Below are 20032 nucleotides of genomic sequence, written 5' to 3' on the forward strand. Positions count from 1 at the left end.
CTCGTCGGAAACGTGCGACTTTGCGACTGCTCACCCCCGGGCCAGGATCGCCGAGACCGCTCGTTGCGACTCGCGCTCCGGCTCGGCCGGCAACTCCTCTACCCGCCACCCCACGAAATCGTCGGGGCGCACCAGGAGCGCACCCGTCTCCGATAATCCATTGACGGCCAACCACTCTGGCTCATCGACGCGGTGCCTAGCGACCTCGAGGCCGGCCGCCGCTGCCCGCCACCGCTCGTCAGCCGACAGCAGCGTGAACCGCGGACCCAACAGATCGAGCGTGGACACGCGCCGGCCATCGCGCTGCAGCCACACGTGCGGAACCCGCGTACCGGGTTGACCCCGCAATTCCTGGACCAACTCCAACGCCCCGGAGTCCGGCTCGTCGCTCAACACCGCGGCCGATCGGTACCGGTACCCGATCAGCAGTTCGAACATCGAGCACTCTTCGTCTGGCGGCAATTGCGGTCGCTCGTCACCCACTGGGAGGGAAGCCAGCGTCGGGCCGGTCAGTGACTGGTGGGCGGCGAACCGGCCGACCGGGTGCCGCTCGCCGTGATAGGTGTCCAACAATGCCGGCCCGGCCCGCCCGTGCAGCACGGCAGCCAGCTTCCAAGCCAGGTTGTGCGCGCTCTGAATCGCCGTATTGGCTCCCCCGGCCTTGAACGGCGGCATGGTGTGCGCCCCATCGCCGACCAGAAGCACACGGCCACAACGGAATTGATCAGCAACCTGCTCGTAGGGCTGCCACGACGCGACCTCGATGATCTGCACCTCGGTCTGCTGCCCGATTGCCTGGGTCATCAACTCGCGGCAACGCCCGGGCGTGAATTGTTCGGCCGTTTCGCCTTTGGCGGGAAAGTAGGTCGTGATGAACATGCCGCGGTCGTCGTCGACCGCCAGGAAGATACCTGGCGCGGCTGGGTTGCTGATCTGCACCGCATCGCCATTGGCGAGATCGGGGGCCATCCGACGCCATGGAGCACGAAAATAGATGAATACCACAAAGATTGGCAGCGCCCCGTAACCCGAGGTAGCGATGGACAGGGCCTTGCGGATCGGGCTGTGCACCCCGTCGGCGGCGATCAGGTACTCGGCCCGCAAGGTCTCCGGCCGGCCGGAGTCCCGGTCGACAAGCACGACGGTGACACCGTCGTCGTCCCGCTCGAACGTGACCAGTTCCGTGCCGTAGCGCACTTCGCTGCCGCGACTGCGCGCCGCGCGCAACAGAATCGGCTCCGACTCACTCTGCGGGCAATACTGCGCCGCAGGCTCAGGACTCACAGTATCGAGTCCGGCGAAGATTGCATCCATGTCGATCGCCGGATGTTCTTCAACGCTGGCCAGTGTCGGCTTGACCAGCATGGTGGACACCCCCTCGGCCACAGCGTGCACCTCGTCCCCCAGGCCCAGGCCCCGCAGGATTTCCAGACTCCGGAAGCTCAGATTACGGGCCTTCGGATAGATGAAGGTCTCGCGCCTGCGGTCAACCAGCAGCGAGTGCACACCGTGCTGGGCAAGGAGCGCCGACGTCGCCAGCCCGCCCACGCCGGCTCCGACGATCAACACGCCAGTCACAGTGACGAACCTACCCCCCGCGAGCAGACGCGAACTCGCACGTTTCCGGCCGGAAACGTGCGAGTTCGCGTCTGCTCACCCCAGAACCGAGAGGAACTCCTCCGCCACGGCGAGCACCTTCTCGCGGTCACGCCGCACCAGCCCGATGCGGGTTCGGCGATCGAGAATGTCACCGACATCCAGTGCGCCCTCATGGGTCACGGCGTACTCGAACTCCGCCCTCGTGACGTCGATGCCGTCGGCGACCGGTTCGCCGGGACGCTCGCACGTGGCCACCGCCAGCACGTTGGTCGCCTCGGCGCCGTAGCGTGCCACCATGGACGCCGGCACGTTCCCCGGCCCCGCCGCGGGACCCGGATTATCGGCCGCCCCGATCAAGGGCAGCTTGCGGGTCCGGCACGCACCGGCGCGCAACTTGCGAACGGCGATCGCCCGGTTGAGCACATCCTCTGCCATGTAACGGTATTCGGTCAGCTTGCCGCCGACCACGCTGATCACCCCGGACGGCGACTCGAAGATGGCGTGGTCGCGCGAGACATCGGCGGTGCGCCCTGCGCCAGTGTCGATCAGCGGCCGCAGCCCGGCGTAGCAGCCGATGACGTCGGAAGCCCCGACGGTGGTGCCCAAAGCGGTGTTCACCGTATCCAGCAGGAACGCAATCTCCGCTGACGAGGGTTCCGGCACATCGGGAATCGGACCGGGCGCGTCCTCGTCGGTCAAGCCGAGGTAGACGCGACCGAGCTGCTCAGGCATGGCGAACACGAACCTGTTCAATTCACCGGGAACCGGAATCGTCAGCGCCGCAGTCGGATTCCCGAATGCCGCGGCGTCGAACACCAAATGCGTCCCGCGGCTGGGGCGTAGCTTCAGCGCCGGGTCGATATCACCACCCCACACCCCGGCCGCGTTGATCACCGCACCGGCCTTCACGTCGAACGACTCACCGCTTCGCTGGTCGGTCAGCCGCACCGAGTTGGCGGTGGCCTCCGAGGCGGCCACATAGGTCAGGATCCGCGCGCCGTGCTGGGCCGCGGTACGCGCCACCGCCGTCACCAGCCGCGCGTCGTCGATCAACTGCCCGTCATAGTTCAGCAGCCCGCCGGCCAGGCCGTCCCGCTGCACCGTCGGGGCCAACTCCACCACGCGGCGCGCGGAGATGCGCCGCGACCAGGGCAGCGTCGACGACGACGTCCCCGCCAGCACCCGCAACGCGTCACCGGCGAGAAAGCCGACCCGCACCATGGCCCGGTTGAAGTGCTTCATCGTCGGCAACAACGGAACCAATTGCGGCATCGCATGAACCAGGTGCGGGGCGTTGCACGTCATCAGGATTCCGCGTTCGATCGCGCTGCGCCGGGCGATGCCGATGTTGCCGCTGGCCAGATAGCGCAGGCCACCATGCACCAGTTTTGAGCTCCACCGGCTGGTGCCGAACGCCAGGTCGTGTTTCTCGACCAGCGCTGTGCGCAAGCCCCGTGAGGCTGCGTCCAACGCGATTCCGGCACCAGTGATCCCGCCGCCGATGACGACGACGTCGAGCTCCGCGCCGTCGGCCAGTGCGGTCAACTCGGCGGTGCGGCGAACAGCGTTCAGCGCGGTCGGGTTATCCATCAGGACAGGTATCCGTTCAGTGTGTAGGCGAGTTGGGCGGCGAGCGCTTCGTCGTCGAGGATGGGTTTGACGATGTCGGCGGATTGGATGGTCGACTGGGCGATCAGCAGGATCATGGTCGCAAGCTGACGTGGGTCACCGGGCCGCACACTGCCCGCACGCTGGGCCTCGGCCAGCCGATGAGCCAGCCCCTCGATCAAGAACTGCTGGCTGACACCCAGCCGCTCGGTCATGTACACCCGGGCCAGCTCGGAGTGCATCACGGACATGATCAGCTCGTCACGGCGCAACCGGTCGGCGACCGCAACCACCTGTGCGACCAACGACTCCCGGTCATTGCCCTCGAACGGCAGCTCACGGGTCACCTCGGTGATGTGTTTGGTCAGCAATGTCGACATGATCGACTGCGTGTCCGGCCACCGGCGATAGACCGTCGGGCGGCTGACGCGGGCACGGCGGGCTATCTCCGCAAGCGTCACCCGGTCGGCACCGAAATCGACCACACAGCTGGCCGCCGCGGCTAGGATTCGATCCCCGGTATCCAAATTGGGGTCATTACTTATTGACACCATATGTAATACTGTAACGCATGACGAACCCTGAGCAACTCCTTCCGCCGATGAAATGGAACGCGTGGGGAGATCCCGCCGCAGCCAAGCCACTTCCCGACGAAATTCGTGGCCTGCTGAAGCAAGTTGTGGGACTCGAGGATTCCGAGGAGACCGAGCTGCGGCCCGAGGACGTGCGGTTGCGTCCGTGCGCGTTGTCGCAGGCCGACCAGGACGGGCTCGCCAAGATTGTCGGCGCCGAGTTCTTGCGCACCGCCGACCGCGACCGACTGCTGCATGCCGGCGGCAAGTCCACCCCGGACATGCTCCGCCGTAATGACCGCGGGGTGCAGGACGCGCCCGACGCGGTTTTGCTGCCCGGCGACGACGACACCGTTCTGGAAATTCTGCGCTACTGCTCCGATCACGGCATCGCGGTCGTCCCGTTCGGCGGCGGCACCAATGTCACCGGCGGGCTCGACCCCTCCCGCGGTCAGTTCGGAGCCGTGATCTCCCTGGATCTGCGCCGGTTCAACGCGCTGCACTCCCTGGATACGGTGTCCGGGGTCGCCGAGTTGGGTGGCGGGGTCACGGGCCCGGAATCCGAACGCCTACTGGGCGAGCACGGATTCTCGCTCGGGCACTTCCCGCAGAGCTTCGAATACGCCACCATCGGCGGCTTCGCGGCGACCCGCTCGTCCGGTCAGGACTCCGCCGGTTACGGCCGCTTCAACGACATGATCATGGGGCTGCGCATGGTTACCCCGGTCGGCATCTGGGACCTGGGCCGGGTGGCGGCCTCGGCGGCCGGTCCCGACCTGCGCCAGCTGGCGATCGGCTCGGAAGGCACGCTGGGTGTCATCACCAGAGTGCGGTTGCGGGTGCACCCGGTGCCGGAGACCACCCGCTACGAGGCATGGTCATTCCCGGACTTCGCGACCGGAGTCGCCGCTCTGCGCGCAATCACCCAGACTGGCACCGGCCCCACCGTCGTGCGGCTCTCCGACGAGGCCGAGACCGGGGTCAACCTCGCCACCCACGAAACCATAGGCCAAAACCAAAGCGGTGGAGGCTGTTTGGGTTTGACCCTGTTCGAGGGCACCAAGGAACATGCGGAAAGCCGGCACTCCGAGACCCGCGCGTTGATCGAGGCCAGCGGCGGCACCTCGCTGGGCGAGGGCCCGGCCAGGACCTGGGAGCACGGCCGGTTCAGCGCCCCGTACCTGCGCGACTCACTGCTGGCCGCCGGTGCGCTCTGCGAAACGCTGGAGACCGCCACCGACTGGTCGAATATTCCCGCGCTCAAGACTGCGGTCACCGAGGCGTTGACGTCTTCGCTCGCCGACTCTGGGACCCCGGCGCTGGTGATGTGCCACGTGTCGCACGTCTACCCGACCGGGGCCTCCCTGTACTTCACCGTGGTCGCCGGCCAGCGCGGCAATCCGGTCGAGCAGTGGTGGGCGGCGAAGAAGGCCGCGTCCGACGCGATCATGGCAAGCGGGGGCACCATCACCCACCATCACGCCGTCGGCGCCGACCACCGGGCCTGGATGCGTGACGAGGTGGGCGACCTCGGCGTGCAAGTGCTGCGCGCGGTGAAGGCCACCCTGGACCCGGCCGGAATCCTCAACCCGGGCAAACTGATTCCGTGACTCGCGAGCACTCCCCCGTGCTGAGCCGGCGCGAGGTCGGCAAGGTGACGATGCTGACCAACCCGCTGTCTCGGCACGGCGCGGCGATCGAGGCGGCACAGCGTGCCATCGCCCGGTTCCACAAGCGCGGCGTCGAGGTCGTCGAAATCATCGGCGACGGCGCCGAAGACGCGCGCTTCCTGGTGGCCGCGGCGCTGGAGAAGGGCACCGACGCGGTGGTCGTCACCGGCGGCGACGGCGTCATCTCCAACGCCCTGCAGGTACTGGCACAAACCGCCGTGCCGCTGGGCGTCGTCCCGGCGGGCACCGGCAATGACCACGCCCGCGAATTCGGGATTCCGACAAAGGATCCCGAGGCCGCGGCGGACGTCGTGGCGGACGGCTGGACGGAAACCATTGACCTGGGCCGCATCCTGTGGAGCGACGGCCCCAGGAAATCGAGCAAGTGGTTCGGCACGGTGGCCGCAACCGGATTCGACTCCTTGGTGACCGACCGAGCCAACCGCATGACCTGGCCGCACGGGCGGATGCGGTACTACCTCGCGATGTTCGCCGAGCTCTCCCAGCTGCGGCTGCTGCCGTTCCGGCTGGTGCTGGACGGACAGCAGGTGATCGAAACCGACCTCACGATGACGGCCTTCGGCAATACCCGCAGCTACGGCGGCGGAATGCTGATCTGCCCCAACGCCGACCGCTCTGACGGCCTGCTCGATCTCACCATGGTGAGGTCTGAGTCGCGAATGAAGCTGATCCGCTTCTTCCCCACCGCACTCAAGGGCACGCACGTCGAGCTGGACGAGGTCACCACGGCGCGGGCCAAGACCGTCGAAGTCGAGTGCCCCGGCATCAACGTGTACGCCGACGGCGACTATGCCTGTCCGCTTCCGGCCGAGATCTCCGCGGTCCCGGCCGCGCTGCAGGTGCTCAGACCCAAGCTCGTGTAACGAGTTGATCACCGAACGCGACATGTTCAGCATGTCGGGTTCATTCACGTCAGCTGTGGCCGCTCTAACGGCTGTGGGTGTTCCGCTGTGCCTGGCGCCCGCGGCGCACGCGGGTGAAGTCGCGTCCTGGAACGGTGAATACCTCGTCGTGCTCGGAGCCAACGCGAAATCCGGCACCAGCGTGGCGGCAGCTCAACCGGAATTCGCCCACCGGTCCACCGTCTCGTTCAGCTCCAGCTGCACCGCAGGCGTCTGCGTCGCCTCGGTCGACAACCCTGCCCCACCGAAGAACGAATCGATGCCCCGCACAATCGAGTTCACCTGGAACGGGTCTCAGTGGGTGCGCGAAATGACCTGGAAATGGGACTGCCTGCTGCCGGACGGCACCATTGAATACGACCCGGCGAAATCGATAACGGTCTACACGCCAGGGCAATACGGCATTCTCACCGGCGTATTTCACACCGATATCGCCAGCGGCACATGCGCGGGCAATGTCGATATGCCGGTGTCGGCCAAACCCGTGTCGGGGCCTGTGACCTAACTCTGCTCACCCGGCTGGGGCGAGCAGACACAAACTCGCATCGGAGCGGGCGCTCCAACGCGAGTTGGTGTCTGCTCGGCAAGCCGAAGCTAGCCCACTCCCCTGCTCAGCCACGTCACCTCACCGGCGTCACCGCCGTCGCGGTACGGCTCGAGCGCCTCATCCCACGCCGTGCCCAGGACCGAATCCAGCTCGGCGGCAAGAGTATCGGCGCCCTGAGCCATCAGGCCCCGCAGCCTCATCTCACCGACCATGATGTCGCCGTTGGCGCTCATCGGGCCGCTCCACAGACCCAGCTGCGGAGTGTGGCTGAAGCGGTGCCCGTCGACGCCGGGGCTGGGATCCTCGGTGACTTCGAACCGCAGCACCGACCATGAGCGCAACGCGTTCGCCAGCCGGGCACCGGTACCCACCGGGCCCACCCAGTTGGTGACCGCGCGCAACTGCCCGGGCATGGCCGGCTGCGGCGTCCACACCAAGTTCGCCTTGGCTTGCAGGGTCGACGACAACGCCCACTCGACATGCGGGCACACCGCCGCCGGCGAGGCGTGGACGTACACCACGCCGGCCGTCACGTCGGCGAACTGATTGGACGCACGCATCTTCTTGCTCCTTCGGTTCCACGAGGGACGTCTTCCCCAACGACCTGGTGAACCCGATCAAGCTGGATGCCTGCTCGATATATTTTTTTGTGTCTTGCGTGTCTATTGTGCCCTGTGATGCCTGTGTTGCGCTAGTGTGCATTTTCTTTTGGAGTGGCGTGTGACTGGCGGGCGCCGCCAGGCTGCGTATTCGACCGTCGACGCGGTCATGGCGAGCCCGGGGTCCTTCGACCCTCAGCGCGGCACAAATAAATACAAAGCGGAACCCGCCTTCCGGTCAGGCGTACTCCCCCAGGACCGCGTCCGACAGCGCCGGCCACGGTCGCAGCGCCCACTCGCCGAAGTCGCGGTCCGTCAGCACCACCAGCGCCAGTTCGGCTACCGGGTCCACCCAGATGAAGCCGCCCGACTGGCCGAAATGTCCGTACGTGCGCTCGGAGTTGGCAGTCCCGGTCCAGTGCGGTGATTTGGCGTCGCGCAACTCGAAACCCAGGCCCCAATCGTTGGGCCGCTGGGCGCCGTACCCGGGCAGCACGCCGTCGAGGCCGGGGAATTGCACCGTGGTCGCCTCCGCGTGCATTTGCGCCGAGACCGTCATCGGGTGCAGCAGGTCACCGGCGAACCGGGCCAGGTCGGCGACCGTCGAGGTCGCGCCATAGCCCGCGGCTTGGGCCCCACCGTCGAGCCGCGTCGTCGCCATGTCCAGCGGCTCGCACACGGCCTCGGTGAGGTAACGACCGAACTCGATGTCCGCCTCCCGCTCGATGGTCCGGGCCAGCACGGCGAACCCGTAATTCGAATAGATGCGGCGGGTGGCGGGCCGGGCCAGCAGCTCGCCCGAGTGCATCGCCAGTCCCGAGGCGTGCGCAAGCAGATGACGGATCGTGGAGCCGGGCGGTCCGGCCTCGGTGTCGAGTTCGACGACGCCCTCCTCGACCGCGATCTGCGCGGCCCGGGCCACGATCGGCTTGGTGACCGATGCCAACGCAAAGACCTGCCCCACGTCACCGTGCGTACTCAGCACACCGGTAGGACCGACCACCGCGGCGGCGGCGGTGGAGACCGGCCAATCGTCGAGATCGTCGAGAGCGTCGGTCACTTGCGGGCGATGTAGAAGTAATTGATCGGATCCGTCTCGATCTCGGCGACCTCGACGTCGCCGAAGCCGGCGTCGGTCAGCATCGACGTGGCCAGCTGCCGTCCCCACATCGCGCCCAGCCCGGCGCCGTCCAACGCCAGCGACACGGTCATGCAGTGCATCAGCGACGTCGTGTAGAGGTAGGTGCCCATCGGATGATCCAGGTTGTCCTGGACCTGACTGGAAGCCTTGACGTCGGACATCAACAGGACTCCGCCGGGACGCAGGGCGCGGTAGATGTTCTCCAGCACGCGTGCGGGCTGCGCTTGGTCGTGGATGGTGTCGAAAGCGGTGATCACGTCGTAGGCGTCCACCTTGTCCAACTGGGTCAGGTCGTGGCGCTCGAAGGTCGAGTTGGCCAGACCGAGCCTGGCGGCCTCCGCGGTGGCAGCCGCGATGCCTTCCTCGGAGAAGTCGATGCCGGTGAATCGGCTGGCCGGAAATGCTTGCGCCATCAGGTTGCTCGCGTGCCCACTGCCGCAACCCACATCGGCGACGTCGACACCCGAGCGCAACCGCTCGACGAGACCGTCCACCAGCGGCAGCACGACGTCCACCAGTCCGGCGTCGAAGGACATCCCACTCAACTCGGCCATCAGGGAGTGGAAGCGCGGATACTCGCGGTAGTGCAACCCACCACCTTCTCGGAAGCACCCGATGATCTTTTGCTCGACCTCGCTGAGCAGTGGCACGAACTGGGCGACGACGGCGAGGTTGTTGGGCCCGGCCGCACGTGTCAGCACGCCGGCGCGGTGGGCGGGTAGCGAGTAGGTCGCGGTGTCGGCGTCGTAGTCGACGACCTGGCCGGTCGTCATGCCGCTCAACCACTCTCGGACATAGCGCTCGTTGAGGCCGGCCGCGTCCGCGATCTGGGCGCTGGTCGAGGGCGCCAGTGCCGCCATCGTCTCCAGCAGGCCGGTCTGGTGTCCGATGCTCACCAGAATGGCCAGGCTGGCCCCATTGATGGCCGCGACCATCCGCTCGGAGAATGCTTCTGTGGTTTCGTTGGCCGCCTCGGGTGCCGTCATGCGAAGCGACGCTACACCGTAGGTTGAAGGCCATGAGTCAGACAGTGCGCGGGGTTATTTCACGAAGCAAGGGGCAAACCGTCGAGTTGGTCGACATCGTCGTTCCCGATCCCGGACCGGGCGAAGCCGTCGTCGACATCACGGCCTGCGGCGTGTGCCACACCGACCTGACCTACCACGAGGGCGGGATCAACGACGAGTACCCCTTCCTGCTGGGGCACGAGGCCGCCGGGACGGTCGAGGCGGTCGGGCCGGGCGTCACCCATGTCGAACCCGGCGATTTCGTGATCCTGAACTGGCGCGCGGTGTGCGGGCAGTGCCGGGCCTGCCGGCGCGGCCGTCCACACCTGTGCTTCGACACGTTCAATGCCGAACAGAAGATGACGCTGACCGACGGCACCGAGCTGACGCCGGCTCTGGGCATCGGAGCGTTCGCCGACAAGACGCTGGTGGCGGCCGGGCAGTGCACCAAGGTGGACCCCGGCGCCGACCCGGCCGTCGCCGGGCTGCTGGGTTGCGGGGTGATGGCCGGACTCGGCGCGGCAATCAACACCGGCGGCGTCACCCGCGACGACACCGTCGCGGTCATCGGGTGTGGCGGTGTGGGTGACGCCGCGATCGCCGGTGCCGCGCTGGTGGGCGCCAAGCAGATCATCGCGGTGGACACCGACAACACGAAGCTGGAGTGGGCCCGCAAGTTCGGCGCCACCCACACCGTCAATAGCGCCGAGCTCGCCGAAAAAGACCTCGTGCAGACCATCCAGGACCTCACCGGCGGTTTCGGGGTCGACGTGGTGGTCGACGCCGTCGGCCGGCCGGAAACCTGGAAGCAGGCGTTCTATGCCCGCGATCTGGCAGGCACCGTGGTGCTGGTGGGGGTACCGACGCCGGACATGCGTCTGGACATGCCGCTGGTGGACTTCTTCTCCCGCGGCGGTTCGCTCAAATCGTCGTGGTACGGCGACTGCCTGCCCGAGCGTGACTTTCCCACCCTGATCGACCTGTACCGGCAGGGCAGGCTGCCGCTTGAGAAGTTTGTCTCCGAACGAATCGGGCTAGACGGCATCGAGGAGGCGTTTCACAAGATGCACGACGGCACGGTATTGCGTTCGGTGGTGATTCTGTAATGGTGGTCATCGATCGTCTGGTCACCCACGGCACGTTCGAACTCGACGGCGGCAGTTGGGAAGTCGACAACAACATCTGGCTGGTCGGCGACAACTCGAACGTGGTGGTGTTCGACGCCGCCCACGACGCGGCGCCGATCATCGAAGCTGTCGACGGGCGTCACGTGGTGGCGGTGGTGTGCACGCACGGCCACAACGACCACGTGACGGTGGCTCCCGAGCTCGGTGCGGCGCTCGACGCGCCCGTGTTATTGCACCCGGCGGACGAGGTGCTGTGGCGAATGACCCACCCGGACAGCGACTTTCGACCCATCTCCGAGGGGGAAACGCTGAAGGTGGGTGGCACCGAGCTGCGGGCGATACACACGCCCGGACACTCCCCCGGATCGGTGTGCTGGTACGTCCATGACCTCGGCGTGGTGTTCAGTGGTGACACGCTGTTCTCCGGCGGGCCGGGTGCCACCGGCCGTTCATACTCGGATTTTCCGACGATTCTGCAGTCGATCTCCGAGCGCCTGGGCAAGTTGCCCGGCGATACGGTGGTGCACACCGGCCACGGCGACAGCACGACGATCGGCGACGAGATCGTGCACTACGAAGAGTGGGTCGCCCGCGGGCACTGAGTTCCTTGCGCCGGCGGGCGGCCGCCCTCTTCCGCGAGCGACCGCAAAATGCCGCCGCCGTCGGCGTGTCGTTGGCAACACGCGGGCGCTCGGCACCCTAGAGCCCGTCCAGGATCCGGCGCTTCTCCGCCTCGAACTCCTGCTCGGTGAGAGCCCCCGAATCCCGCAGGGAGGCGAGGGTTTTCAGCCGCTCCACCCGCACTCCCTCGCCGGTCGGCTCGTAGGCCACCGAGGGCGCCGCGAAGGAGACAGCCGCGGCAGGCACCGGCCGGCGCCGAACCCGCCCGACCCACATTATCGACAGCGTCAGATCGACCAGGGCGACGACGAACAGGCCGACGAACACCCAGACCAGGTTGCCGTATGAGCTCTGATGCCCGAAAGCCAGCCGAGGGTTGATGTATCCACCGACCTGACCGTCGGTCATGACGTTGTAGGTGCCCTCGGCGGGAACCTGCACATTCCACACCCGCACGTGGGCGTCGTTGTTGACGGTCGTTGTGCTGCCGATACTTTCGGTCAGCTGCGGCTGCGGCACACCGTCGGGCGGGGTGATCGAGATGCGCAACGGCGGGACGGGCAGGCCCGTCCCGCCGGTACCGCCGATCACCACGGTGTGCAGGCTGATGGTGGCCTGTCCGGCCGGCAGGTGCACACTGCCGGTGCCCGGGACCGGCACCTCGCCGTACGCGTCGTATTCGTCGAGAAAGAACGCGTTGAGTACCAAGGTGGTGATGAAGCCGGCCACCGCCACCACGAGCATCACAATCGCCAGGGTCACCGACAGCTTGGCGATGCTTCTGCTATTCATTCAGGCAGTGTGTCACGCGCGGTCGCGACGGGGGACACTGTTTGCGACCGGAGACCAAGCAACCGGAAAAGGAGTTCTGACATGGTCAACGATCTCGTCGCCACCGTGCCCGATCTGACCGGCAAGCTGGCGGTCGTCACCGGATCCAACAGCGGCCTGGGTTTCGGCGTGGCCAAACGCCTGGCGGCCGGTGGGGCCGATGTCGTGATGGCCATCCGCAACCAGAGCAAGGGCGAGGCCGCCATCGAAGAGATCCGTAAATCGGTGCCCGACGCCAGCCTGACGATCAAGCCACTGGACCTGTCGTCGCTGGACTCCGTCGCAGCCCTGGGAGCGCAGCTCAACTCCGAGGCTCGGCCCATCGACATCCTGATCAACAACGCCGGCGTCATGACGCCACCGGAGCGCGACACCACCGCGGACGGCTTCGAATTGCAATTCGGCAGTAACCATCTCGGCCATTTCGCGCTGACGGCGCGGGTGTTGCCGTTGTTGCGGGCCGCCCAGGCCCCGCGCGTGGTCTCGCTGAGCAGCCTCGCGGCCCGTCTCGGCCGCATCCACTTCGATGATCTGCAGTTTGAGAAGTCCTACTCGTCGATGTCGGCCTACGCGCAGTCGAAGCTGGCGACGTTGATGTTCGCCCGCGAGCTGGACCGGCGCAGCCGCCGGGGCCGCTGGAACATCGTCTCCACTGCGGCGCACCCGGGGTTGACCAAGACCAACCTGCAGATCAGCGGGCCGTCGCGCGGCCGGGACAAGCCGGCGCTGATGCAGCGGCTCTACACAACCTCGTGGCGGTACGCCCCTTTCCTGTGGCAGGAGATCGACGAAGGCATCCTGCCGGTGCTCTACGCGGCTGTCACCCCTGGGGCCGAGAGCGGGGCTTTCTACGGGCCGCGCGGCTTCTACGAGGCGGCCGGCGGTGGGGTCACCGAGGCCAAAGTGCCGGCACGCGCCACCAATGACGATGACTGTCAACGGCTTTGGGAGATTTCCGAAAGGCTTACCGGTGTCAGCTACCCCTCGGCGAACTGAACAGAAGCCGCGAACGAGGCTGCCCAACTCCAGCGTCGTAGTCCGGCCGGAGCCGATGGAATCGGCGACCTACACCCAGGCGTCGCGTCTGCAGGCCGCCGGGTTGTTGCCCGCTGTCGCCCTGTTCGAGCAGGCAGCGCGCGAGGTCCCACTGCCCCAGCCGCCACAGCCGGTCGTCGTCGCTGACTACGGTGCCGCCACCGGCTTCAATTCACTGAAGCCGATGGCCACGGCGATCGAGGTGCTGCGCGCCCGCACTCGTCACGACCACGCGATTCTGGTGGCGCATACCGACGTTCCGGAGAACGACTTCACCGCTCTGTTCCGTACCCTGTCCGACGACCCGGACAGCTACCTGAACAACGACCCGGCGAGCTTCGCCTCGGCAATCGGGCGATCCTTCTATCAGCAGATTCTGCCGACCGGCACGGTCAACCTGGGCTGGACGTCCTGGGCGATCCAGTGGCTGAGCCGGGTTCCCGAAGGTGCTCCGCAAGTGAGCGACCATGTGCAGATCGCGTTCAGCGCCAACACCGAAGCCCGGCGGGCGTTCGAACATCAATCGGCACTGGATTGGAATGACTTCGTCGCGTTCCGCGGCCGTGAGATGTGTCCTGGTGGCAAGTTGGTGGTGCTCACCATGGCCCTGGACGAGGACGGCGACTTCGGTTATCGCCCGATGAACGAGGCGATAATGGCGACGCTGGACGAACTCGCCGGACAGGGCCTGGTGCGGGGCGAAGAGGTGCGGCGCATGGTGATCCCCCTGGTGGCTCGCACCGAGAAGGACTTCCGGGCCCCCTTCGCACCGCGGAGCTGGTTCGAGGGTTTGACAATCGAGCATCTGGAGATCTTCAACGCCGAGGACCGCTTCTGGGCCGGATACCAAAGTGGTTCAGACGCAGTTGCTTTCGGTGCTCGGTGGGCCGCTTTCGCCCGGGCCGCGCTGTTTCCCACGCTGCGTTCGGGCCTGGACGCCGGCTTCCACGACCCGCGTGCGGAGGACTTCGTCGAGCAGCTCGAAGCCGGGGTCGCCGACCGGCTGGCCAAGGCTCCGGAGCCGATGCGCATCCCGCTGGCGTCGCTGGTGTTGGCCAAGCGGAAATAGCGTTTGCGGGAGTTTCGGTGCGCCGACTATGTGGGTAACCCCACACCGGGTCGGTCGCAAACCAACTCCATAAGGGGGCCACACGTATGAGCGCGCACGACGAAGAATCGGCTGGTCAGGACACCAGCCAAGCCGACGACGGTGCCGTGAGTACTGCCGAGGCCGAGGAAAAAGACGACGACACCCGCGGTGGTGTCCGTGACACCACCGAAAAGCCCGAGCCCGACGAAGGGGCCAAGGAAAAGGCCAAAGAGATGATGACGGCCTACGAGGACAAGCCCACGCTGGTCATGCCCGGCTCGGGTAAGACCATCACCGGGACGGCGGTCAGCGAATGGCTCGACGATGATGGCAACCCGAAGTACGCCGAGGACGACGACTCGCCGGCCGCGAAGGCCAAGTCCGAGGGCTCGGACGCCACTGACAAAGCGAACGAGTCCCCGTCCGAAAAGGAGCCCGGCAACAACGACGCCGGCAACAGTGACGGCGGCGGAAATGACGGCGGCGGGCGGGCGAAGGACACCGCTGAAAGCGAGCGCGCTGCCGACGCGGACGAAACGGCCGAAGACGAGAACAAATCGGTCGAGCAACTCAACGAAGAGGCTGAACAACGCGTCAAAGACAGCTTCGACAAGGACAAAGAGTTCAACCAGGAGATCTTGAAGGCGACCAAGCAAGACCGTGAGGACCGGGAGAAGGCCGGAAAGTAGGCCGGCTTCGAAACCGGGTTCAGCCGAGCTGCAGCCTCCCGGGTATCTGGGGCACGTTCCCGATCCCAGGAATTTGCGGCAGACCCGGTATTTGCGGTAGCTGCGGAATCGGCGGTGGCGCAGGAGGATTCGGGTTCGCCGGTCCCGGCAGCTGCGGCAGCGGTGGTTGGGTCGTCGCCGGTGAATTGGTGGTCGCCGGCGGTGGCGCCGTGGTGGTTACCGGCGCCGGCGCTTCGGAGGTCGGTGCCTGCGTCGTTTGCGGCGGCGGCGCAGGTGCCTGGGTCTGCGGCGCCTGGGTGGGCGGCGGTGGTTCCGGCGTCTGGGACGGCGGCGGCTCGGGACCGGGACTCTCGGTGGTCGCAGGCGGGGGCGGCGCTGAGCTGCGCGGGGTCGTGTTGACTCCCGGTGAGGTGGTTCCCTTGTCGTGCGACAGGCCGATGGCCACCGCGGTGCCCACCAGCAGTACCGCCACCACGGTGCTGACGATGATTACCGCGGGCAGCCGGTACCAGGGGATCGGCGAGGACTTACGCTCCGGTTCCGCAGGGGCTTCGCGCTCGAATTGCATTTGTGGCCGCGCGGCGGTGTAACCGGAACCCGAGCCCGACGACACCGCCGGCAGGACACGCGATTCGTCCTGCGCTTCCGACCAGGCCAGCGCGGGCTGCAGAGCCGAGACCGGTGCGGCGGCGGGCATATCCTGAAACTCGTCCTCCGTCTGCCGTTCGCGCGGCGCTGCCACCGCCGCGACGGGCGGCGCCGCCGGAGTCAAGCGCGTGGCGCTGGTGTCGCCGGGACCGCGCGCGGCGCGGAGCGCACCGCCGATGGCGGCGGTCAGTTGGGGGCGTGGCGTGGTGACAACCGGCACGCCGAACCGCCCGGACAGTATGGTGGTCACCGCCGGAATGTTGGCGCCCCCGCCGACGGTGACGATCGCGACCAACCCAATTCCGTTGCGGCTCAGGCACTGTTCGAGGACGGCGGCCACACCCTCCAGCGAACCGTGGATCGTCTGCTCGAGTTCGTTGCGGGTGAGCCGGATCTCCCCGCGCACCCCGGGGATCTCTGCGGAAAGGGTGGTCACCGTCATCGCGGAAAGCCGTTCCTTGGCGCCGCGGCACGCAGTCCGCAACCGGGAGAGCGATCCGATCGCCGCCGTCCCGGCAGGGTCGAACGAGCCCGTGCCGGGCATCTCGGACATGACGTAGGTCAGCAGGGACTGGTCGACCAATTCACCGGAGAAGTCGTGGTGCCGGACGGTCGGGACGACGGGCTGATAGTCCTCGCCGGCGTCCACCAACGTGATGCTGGTACCGCTGCCACCGAAATCGCAGACGGCGACGATCCCCCGGGCCGGTATCCCGGGGTTGGCCCGCACCGCGAACAGCGCCGCCGCAGCGTCCGGGATCAGGGTGACCGGCGTGGCCTGATGCGACCACTCCGATATCCGCCTCACCGCACCGCCCAACGCGTCAACCGCGGGGGGCGCCCAGTGCGCCGGATAGGTCACTGCGACGCAGTCGGGCAGCGCGCGACCCCCGGTGGCCGCATAGGCCAGCGCCCGCAATCCGTCGGCGACAAGAGCTTCGCTGCGGTGCACGGATCCGTCGGCTGCCACGATGCCGACGGGGTCACCCACCCGGTTCACGAAGTCGGCAATGACCAGGCCGGGTTCGTCCAGCCGCGGATTTTCCGACGGGATGCCCACCTCCGGCGGGCGCTGGCGATACAGGGTCAGAACGGGTTTGCGGGTGATGGCATGGTCGGGCATGACGGCAGCCAGGTTCGTGGCGCCGATCGACAGGCCTAGAGCCGGCCTAGCTCCGTCTGCCATCTGGTCCCATCCCCGTGCCTCCCCGCCCAGTTTTTCGATAAAGGTTATAGCCCAACTTTGAATCGACTATGCGCCAGCTTTATGACCGGCCCGACCCGGTCCACCAGACCAGCAAAGCGCTCCGCCTCCCGCGGGTCAATGCCGCACCGGGGGCGAGCGGAATACCTGCTCCATCCACCTCACCGATCCCACATTTTCCGGAAACCGTGGGAAGTTGACGCCACCGAGGACTCAGCGAATCGTCCCCGCGCCCGGGATCAGCGGCAGATCCAGCGCGGTCACCCAGCCCGGCGACAACTCGTTGACCGCCGGCACGGCATTGAGCGCCCGCAGGCCGGTTGCCAGACACCCGGCGGCCGCGGCGTCGCGGCCCGAGCCGTCGGTGAAGCGGAACGCGGTTTCCTGGAAGATGCTCGGGGTGCCTTCGATGTCCACCCGGTACACGTCGTTGTCGTGGCCCGTCGGCCAGTCGGGTGCGGCGTCAAGCCCGATCCGGTTGACGTGCTCGAGCTGGATGCGTGTCTCCCGCTTGTAGAGCCCGTTGATGGTGAACCGGACGGCGGCGACGTGGCCCGCCTTGATGACGCCCTTGGCCGACGTGCGGTCGGTGGGCGTCACCCACTTGTCCCAGGTGGTGGTCATCTCGTCGAGCATGATGCCGGCGGCGTGGGCGATCATCGGCACCGTCGCGCCCCACGCGAAGATCAGCACGTCGCGGTTTTCGAGCATCGGGCTGAACTCCGGTTCGCGGCCGATGCCCATTTCCCGCTCGTAGTCGCCTTCGTAGTTGGTGTAGTCCAGCAACTCCGAGGCGCGCACTCGCCTCACTTCTGAGCACAGGCCCATCAGAGTCATCGGGAACAGGTCGTTGGCGAACCCTGGGTCAATGCCGGTGGTGAAACAGGACGACTCCCCCAGCTCGCAGGCCTGGGTGATGGGCGCGATCCAGTTGGGCGGGTTCTGCGGCATGGTCGGCCAGATCCACGGTGTCATGGCCGTCGAACACACATCGATCCCGGCCCGCAGAAAGCGGCTGATCAGTGCGATGTTGTCCTTGGCGTGCATCGCCGTCGGGCCGTAGTGCACCAATGCGTCGGGCCGGAGCGCGATCAGCGCGTCGACGTCATCGGTGGCGGTGACGCCGACCGGTTGCGGCATTCCACAGATGTCGCCGACGTCGCGGCCCACCTTCTCGGGATTGCTGACGCCGACGCCCACCAACTCGAACAGTGGATGTTTGACGATCTCGGGGATCACCATCCGGCCCACGAAGCCGGTGCCCCACACCACCACTCGCTTAACGCCACTCTGCGTCATCGATCAGCCGCCTCTCCCGCTACCCGCTTCACCCTAAGCGGTGAGGGCAAACCTCTGGTGCCGCGCCGCGGGTGATGACACGATGACAATCATGACCAGCCGTCGCGCCGCTTCGATTCTGATTGCCACCGGCACCGCATTCTGGGCCAGCTGCGCCGTTGCGCAGGCAGATCCATTTGCTCCTCCGGGCGCATTCCCCAAGGTGCACTACGAGGTCAGCGGCACGGGCATGGCCGAATACATTTCGTTCCAAACCCAATCCGGTCAGCAGCGGGCGGTGAATGTTCCGCTGCCGTGGTCGACGGACTTCCAGGGTTTCGGTGGTCAGGTCTACGTGCTGAGCGCGCAGGGGCAAGGCACCATCTCCTGCAAGATCGTGTTGAACGGCAATGTGGTCAATGACGCGCACTCGACCGGCAAGCCAGGTATGGCCATCTGCTCACACTGACGCGGTCTAGGCTCGGTGGTGGCACCTCCTCAACGGTGAGGGGGTAGAGGAGGGATCGCATGGACCTCAAGACCACGGCCGACGCGCACTCGGGCCTCAAGCCCCGGGTGAACGGGACGCCCCCGCCCGAGATCCCGTTGGCCGATATCGCGCTGGGTTCGCTGGATTTCTGGGCACTCGATGACGACTACCGCGACGGCGCGTTCGCCACCTTGCGCCGCGAGGCGCCCATCTCGTTCTGGCCGGCGATCGAACTGGAAGGATTCGCCGGCGGCAACGGGCACTGGGCCCTCACCAGGCTCGACGACGTATTCTTCGCCAGCCGCCATCCGGAGGTGTTCAGCTCCAGCCCCAACATCACCATCAACGACCAGACGCCGGAGTTGGCCGAGTACTTCGGTTCGATGATCGTGATGGACGATCCGCGCCATCAGCGCCTGCGCTCGATCGTCAGCCGGGCGTTCACCCCGAAGGTAGTCGCCCGCATCGAAGCATCGGTGCGGGACCGGGCGCACCGGTTGGTGACCGCGATGATCGCCAATCATCCGGATCGCCAGGCCGACCTGGTCAGCGAAATCGCGGGGCCGCTGCCATTGCAGATCATCTGCGACATGATGGGTATACCCGAGGACGACCATCACAAGATTTTCCACTGGACCAACGTGATTCTCGGCTTCGGCGACCCGGACCTGGCGACCGACTTCGGTGAGTTCATGCAGGTCTCGATGGATATCGGTGCATACGCCACCCAACTGGCCGACGACCGCCGAAGTTCCAATGTCAACCATCACGACGACCTGACCACCGCCCTGGTCGAGGCCGAAGTCAACGGCGAGCGCCTGTCGTCGTCGGAAATCGCGATGTTCTTCATCCTGCTGGTGGTGGCCGGCAACGAGACCACCCGCAACGCCATCAGTCACGGGGTGCTGGCACTGTCCCGTTTTCCCGAGGAACGCGAGAAGTGGTGGGCGAATTACGACGACCTGGCGCATTGTGCGACCGAGGAGATCGTGCGCTGGGCCTCGCCGGTGATGTACATGCGCCGCACCCTGACCCGCGATTTCGAACTCAGCGGCACCAAAATGGCTGAGGGCGATAAGGTTTCGCTCTGGTACTGCTCGGCCAACCGGGACGAGTCGAAGTTCGCCGACCCCTGGCGGTTCGACGTGGCACGCAACCCGAATCCGCACGTCGGCTTCGGGGGCGGCGGTGCGCACTTCTGCCTGGGCGCCAACCTGGCCCGCCGCGAGATCCGGGTGATATTCGACGAATTGCGCCGTGAGATCCCCGACATCGTGGCCACCGCAGAGCCCAGCAGACTGCTGTCGCAGTTCATCCACGGCATCAAAGTGCTGCCGGTCGCCTGGTGAGGCG

19 protein-coding genes are annotated in these 20032 nt (G+C 66.7%); 10 read left to right on the top strand and 9 right to left on the bottom strand.

Features of this window, described 5'->3' with window-relative positions; genetic code table 11:
* Positions 1-30: 30 nt before the first annotated feature.
* From ACX9NE_RS15190 to ACX9NE_RS15200, 3 genes are read right to left on the bottom strand one after another with little or no spacing between them, the layout of a single operon-like run.
* The gene (locus ACX9NE_RS15190; RefSeq protein WP_459362341.1) at positions 31-1605 is read right to left on the bottom strand and encodes an FAD-dependent monooxygenase; all 1575 of its coding nucleotides are present in this window, start codon (positions 1603-1605) and stop codon (positions 31-33) included.
* A 48-nt stretch (positions 1606-1653) separates the two neighbouring features.
* Positions 1654-3189: a glycerol-3-phosphate dehydrogenase/oxidase gene (locus tag ACX9NE_RS15195; RefSeq protein ID WP_459362205.1), complete on the bottom strand. Its 1536-nt coding sequence runs from the start codon at positions 3187-3189 to the stop codon at positions 1654-1656.
* Positions 3189-3761 carry a TetR/AcrR family transcriptional regulator gene (locus ACX9NE_RS15200; RefSeq protein WP_459362206.1) on the bottom strand — a complete coding sequence of 191 codons (573 nt, stop codon included), beginning with the start codon at positions 3759-3761 and terminating at the stop codon, positions 3189-3191. Before ACX9NE_RS15200 ends, ACX9NE_RS15195 begins: the two co-directional genes overlap by 1 nt.
* 47 nt (positions 3762-3808) lie before the next feature.
* On the opposite strand from ACX9NE_RS15200, the gene ACX9NE_RS15205 reads away from it, so the two are divergent.
* From ACX9NE_RS15205 to ACX9NE_RS15215, 3 genes are read left to right on the top strand one after another with little or no spacing between them, the layout of a single operon-like run.
* On the top strand, positions 3809-5389 hold the full coding sequence (locus tag ACX9NE_RS15205) for an FAD-binding oxidoreductase (RefSeq protein ID WP_459362342.1): 1581 nt from the start codon (positions 3809-3811) through the stop codon (positions 5387-5389).
* A gap of 20 nt (positions 5390-5409) precedes the next feature.
* On the top strand, positions 5410-6333 hold the full coding sequence (locus tag ACX9NE_RS15210; protein WP_459362343.1) for a diacylglycerol kinase: 924 nt from the start codon (positions 5410-5412) through the stop codon (positions 6331-6333).
* Positions 6334-6364: 31 nt separating this feature from the next.
* On the top strand, positions 6365-6877 hold the full coding sequence (locus ACX9NE_RS15215) for an Rv2253 family sensor-like surface protein (protein ID WP_459362344.1): 513 nt from the start codon (positions 6365-6367) through the stop codon (positions 6875-6877).
* Between the two features lie 89 nt (positions 6878-6966).
* Here the strand turns inward: ACX9NE_RS15215 and ACX9NE_RS15220 are convergent, their stop codons facing one another.
* The 3 genes from ACX9NE_RS15220 to ACX9NE_RS15230 all read right to left on the bottom strand — a co-directional run bounded on the left by ACX9NE_RS15220 (position 6967) and on the right by ACX9NE_RS15230 (position 9645).
* Entirely contained in the window at positions 6967-7479 is a 513-nt protein-coding gene (locus tag ACX9NE_RS15220) for a DUF3145 domain-containing protein (RefSeq protein WP_459362207.1), read from the bottom strand.
* Positions 7480-7756: 277 nt separating this feature from the next.
* On the bottom strand, positions 7757-8578 hold the full coding sequence (locus ACX9NE_RS15225) for a serine hydrolase domain-containing protein (protein WP_459362208.1): 822 nt from the start codon (positions 8576-8578) through the stop codon (positions 7757-7759).
* Positions 8575-9645: a class I SAM-dependent methyltransferase gene (locus ACX9NE_RS15230; protein WP_459362209.1), complete on the bottom strand. Its 1071-nt coding sequence runs from the start codon at positions 9643-9645 to the stop codon at positions 8575-8577. The genes ACX9NE_RS15225 and ACX9NE_RS15230 overlap by 4 nt, the downstream gene beginning before the upstream one ends.
* A gap of 32 nt (positions 9646-9677) precedes the next feature.
* On the opposite strand from ACX9NE_RS15230, the gene ACX9NE_RS15235 reads away from it, so the two are divergent.
* Together ACX9NE_RS15235 and ACX9NE_RS15240 are read left to right on the top strand one after the other, a co-directional pair.
* Positions 9678-10772 (top strand): S-(hydroxymethyl)mycothiol dehydrogenase, encoded by a 1095-nt coding sequence (locus ACX9NE_RS15235; RefSeq protein ID WP_459362210.1) that lies wholly within the window; start codon positions 9678-9680, stop codon positions 10770-10772.
* Positions 10772-11395, top strand: a complete 624-nt coding sequence (locus ACX9NE_RS15240) for an MBL fold metallo-hydrolase (RefSeq protein WP_459362211.1) — start codon at positions 10772-10774, stop codon at positions 11393-11395. The genes ACX9NE_RS15235 and ACX9NE_RS15240 overlap by 1 nt, the downstream gene beginning before the upstream one ends.
* Before the next feature lie 97 nt (positions 11396-11492).
* Here ACX9NE_RS15240 and ACX9NE_RS15245 read toward each other — a convergent pair whose 3' ends face one another.
* A complete protein-coding gene (locus ACX9NE_RS15245; protein WP_459362212.1) occupies positions 11493-12206 on the bottom strand; it encodes an SHOCT domain-containing protein in 714 nt (237 codons plus the stop codon).
* Positions 12207-12287: 81 nt separating this feature from the next.
* On the opposite strand from ACX9NE_RS15245, the gene ACX9NE_RS15250 reads away from it, so the two are divergent.
* The 3 genes from ACX9NE_RS15250 (at position 12288) to ACX9NE_RS15260 (ending at position 15059) form a co-directional block, all read left to right on the top strand.
* Complete coding sequence (locus tag ACX9NE_RS15250; protein WP_459362213.1) at positions 12288-13241, top strand: SDR family oxidoreductase; 954 nt, start codon at positions 12288-12290, stop codon at positions 13239-13241.
* Between the two features lie 55 nt (positions 13242-13296).
* Positions 13297-14349 (top strand): class I SAM-dependent methyltransferase, encoded by a 1053-nt coding sequence (locus ACX9NE_RS15255; protein ID WP_459362345.1) that lies wholly within the window; start codon positions 13297-13299, stop codon positions 14347-14349.
* 86 nt (positions 14350-14435) lie between these two features.
* Positions 14436-15059, top strand: a complete 624-nt coding sequence (locus tag ACX9NE_RS15260; RefSeq protein WP_459362214.1) for a hypothetical protein — start codon at positions 14436-14438, stop codon at positions 15057-15059.
* A gap of 19 nt (positions 15060-15078) precedes the next feature.
* Here ACX9NE_RS15260 and ACX9NE_RS15265 read toward each other — a convergent pair whose 3' ends face one another.
* Together ACX9NE_RS15265 and ACX9NE_RS15270 are read right to left on the bottom strand one after the other, a co-directional pair.
* Positions 15079-16893, bottom strand: a complete 1815-nt coding sequence (locus ACX9NE_RS15265) for an Hsp70 family protein (protein WP_459362215.1) — start codon at positions 16891-16893, stop codon at positions 15079-15081.
* A 231-nt stretch (positions 16894-17124) separates the two neighbouring features.
* The gene (locus ACX9NE_RS15270; protein WP_459362216.1) at positions 17125-18210 is read right to left on the bottom strand and encodes an NAD(P)H-dependent amine dehydrogenase family protein; all 1086 of its coding nucleotides are present in this window, start codon (positions 18208-18210) and stop codon (positions 17125-17127) included.
* A gap of 91 nt (positions 18211-18301) precedes the next feature.
* On the opposite strand from ACX9NE_RS15270, the gene ACX9NE_RS15275 reads away from it, so the two are divergent.
* Positions 18302-18658 carry an MmpS family transport accessory protein gene (locus ACX9NE_RS15275; protein WP_459362217.1) on the top strand — a complete coding sequence of 119 codons (357 nt, stop codon included), beginning with the start codon at positions 18302-18304 and terminating at the stop codon, positions 18656-18658.
* Positions 18659-18717: 59 nt separating this feature from the next.
* The gene (locus ACX9NE_RS15280; RefSeq protein ID WP_459362218.1) at positions 18718-20028 is read left to right on the top strand and encodes a cytochrome P450; all 1311 of its coding nucleotides are present in this window, start codon (positions 18718-18720) and stop codon (positions 20026-20028) included.
* Positions 20029-20032: the final 4 nt, after the last annotated feature.

Source organism: Mycobacterium sp. ML4, assembly GCF_054515735.1.

Bases quoted from the DNA above. Each gene is read 5' to 3' on its own strand.
- ACX9NE_RS15245 (WP_459362212.1), bottom strand. From the start codon at position 12,206: ATGAATAGCAGAAGCATCGCCAAGCTGTCGGTGACCCTGGCGATTGTG.
- ACX9NE_RS15255 (WP_459362345.1), top strand. From the start codon at position 13,297: ATGGAATCGGCGACCTACACCCAGGCGTCGCGTCTGCAGGCCGCCGGG.
- ACX9NE_RS15250 (WP_459362213.1), top strand. From the start codon at position 12,288: ATGGTCAACGATCTCGTCGCCACCGTGCCCGATCTGACCGGCAAGCTG.
- ACX9NE_RS15270 (WP_459362216.1), bottom strand. From the start codon at position 18,210: ATGACGCAGAGTGGCGTTAAGCGAGTGGTGGTGTGGGGCACCGGCTTC.
- ACX9NE_RS15230 (WP_459362209.1), bottom strand. From the start codon at position 9,645: ATGACGGCACCCGAGGCGGCCAACGAAACCACAGAAGCATTCTCCGAG.
- ACX9NE_RS15260 (WP_459362214.1), top strand. From the start codon at position 14,436: ATGAGCGCGCACGACGAAGAATCGGCTGGTCAGGACACCAGCCAAGCC.
- ACX9NE_RS15195 (WP_459362205.1), bottom strand. From the start codon at position 3,189: ATGGATAACCCGACCGCGCTGAACGCTGTTCGCCGCACCGCCGAGTTG.
- ACX9NE_RS15205 (WP_459362342.1), top strand. From the start codon at position 3,809: ATGAAATGGAACGCGTGGGGAGATCCCGCCGCAGCCAAGCCACTTCCC.
- ACX9NE_RS15275 (WP_459362217.1), top strand. From the start codon at position 18,302: ATGACCAGCCGTCGCGCCGCTTCGATTCTGATTGCCACCGGCACCGCA.
- ACX9NE_RS15235 (WP_459362210.1), top strand. From the start codon at position 9,678: ATGAGTCAGACAGTGCGCGGGGTTATTTCACGAAGCAAGGGGCAAACC.
- ACX9NE_RS15220 (WP_459362207.1), bottom strand. From the start codon at position 7,479: ATGCGTGCGTCCAATCAGTTCGCCGACGTGACGGCCGGCGTGGTGTAC.
- ACX9NE_RS15215 (WP_459362344.1), top strand. From the start codon at position 6,365: ATGTCGGGTTCATTCACGTCAGCTGTGGCCGCTCTAACGGCTGTGGGT.
- ACX9NE_RS15200 (WP_459362206.1), bottom strand. From the start codon at position 3,761: ATGGTGTCAATAAGTAATGACCCCAATTTGGATACCGGGGATCGAATC.
- ACX9NE_RS15265 (WP_459362215.1), bottom strand. From the start codon at position 16,893: ATGGCAGACGGAGCTAGGCCGGCTCTAGGCCTGTCGATCGGCGCCACG.
- ACX9NE_RS15240 (WP_459362211.1), top strand. From the start codon at position 10,772: ATGGTGGTCATCGATCGTCTGGTCACCCACGGCACGTTCGAACTCGAC.
- ACX9NE_RS15280 (WP_459362218.1), top strand. From the start codon at position 18,718: ATGGACCTCAAGACCACGGCCGACGCGCACTCGGGCCTCAAGCCCCGG.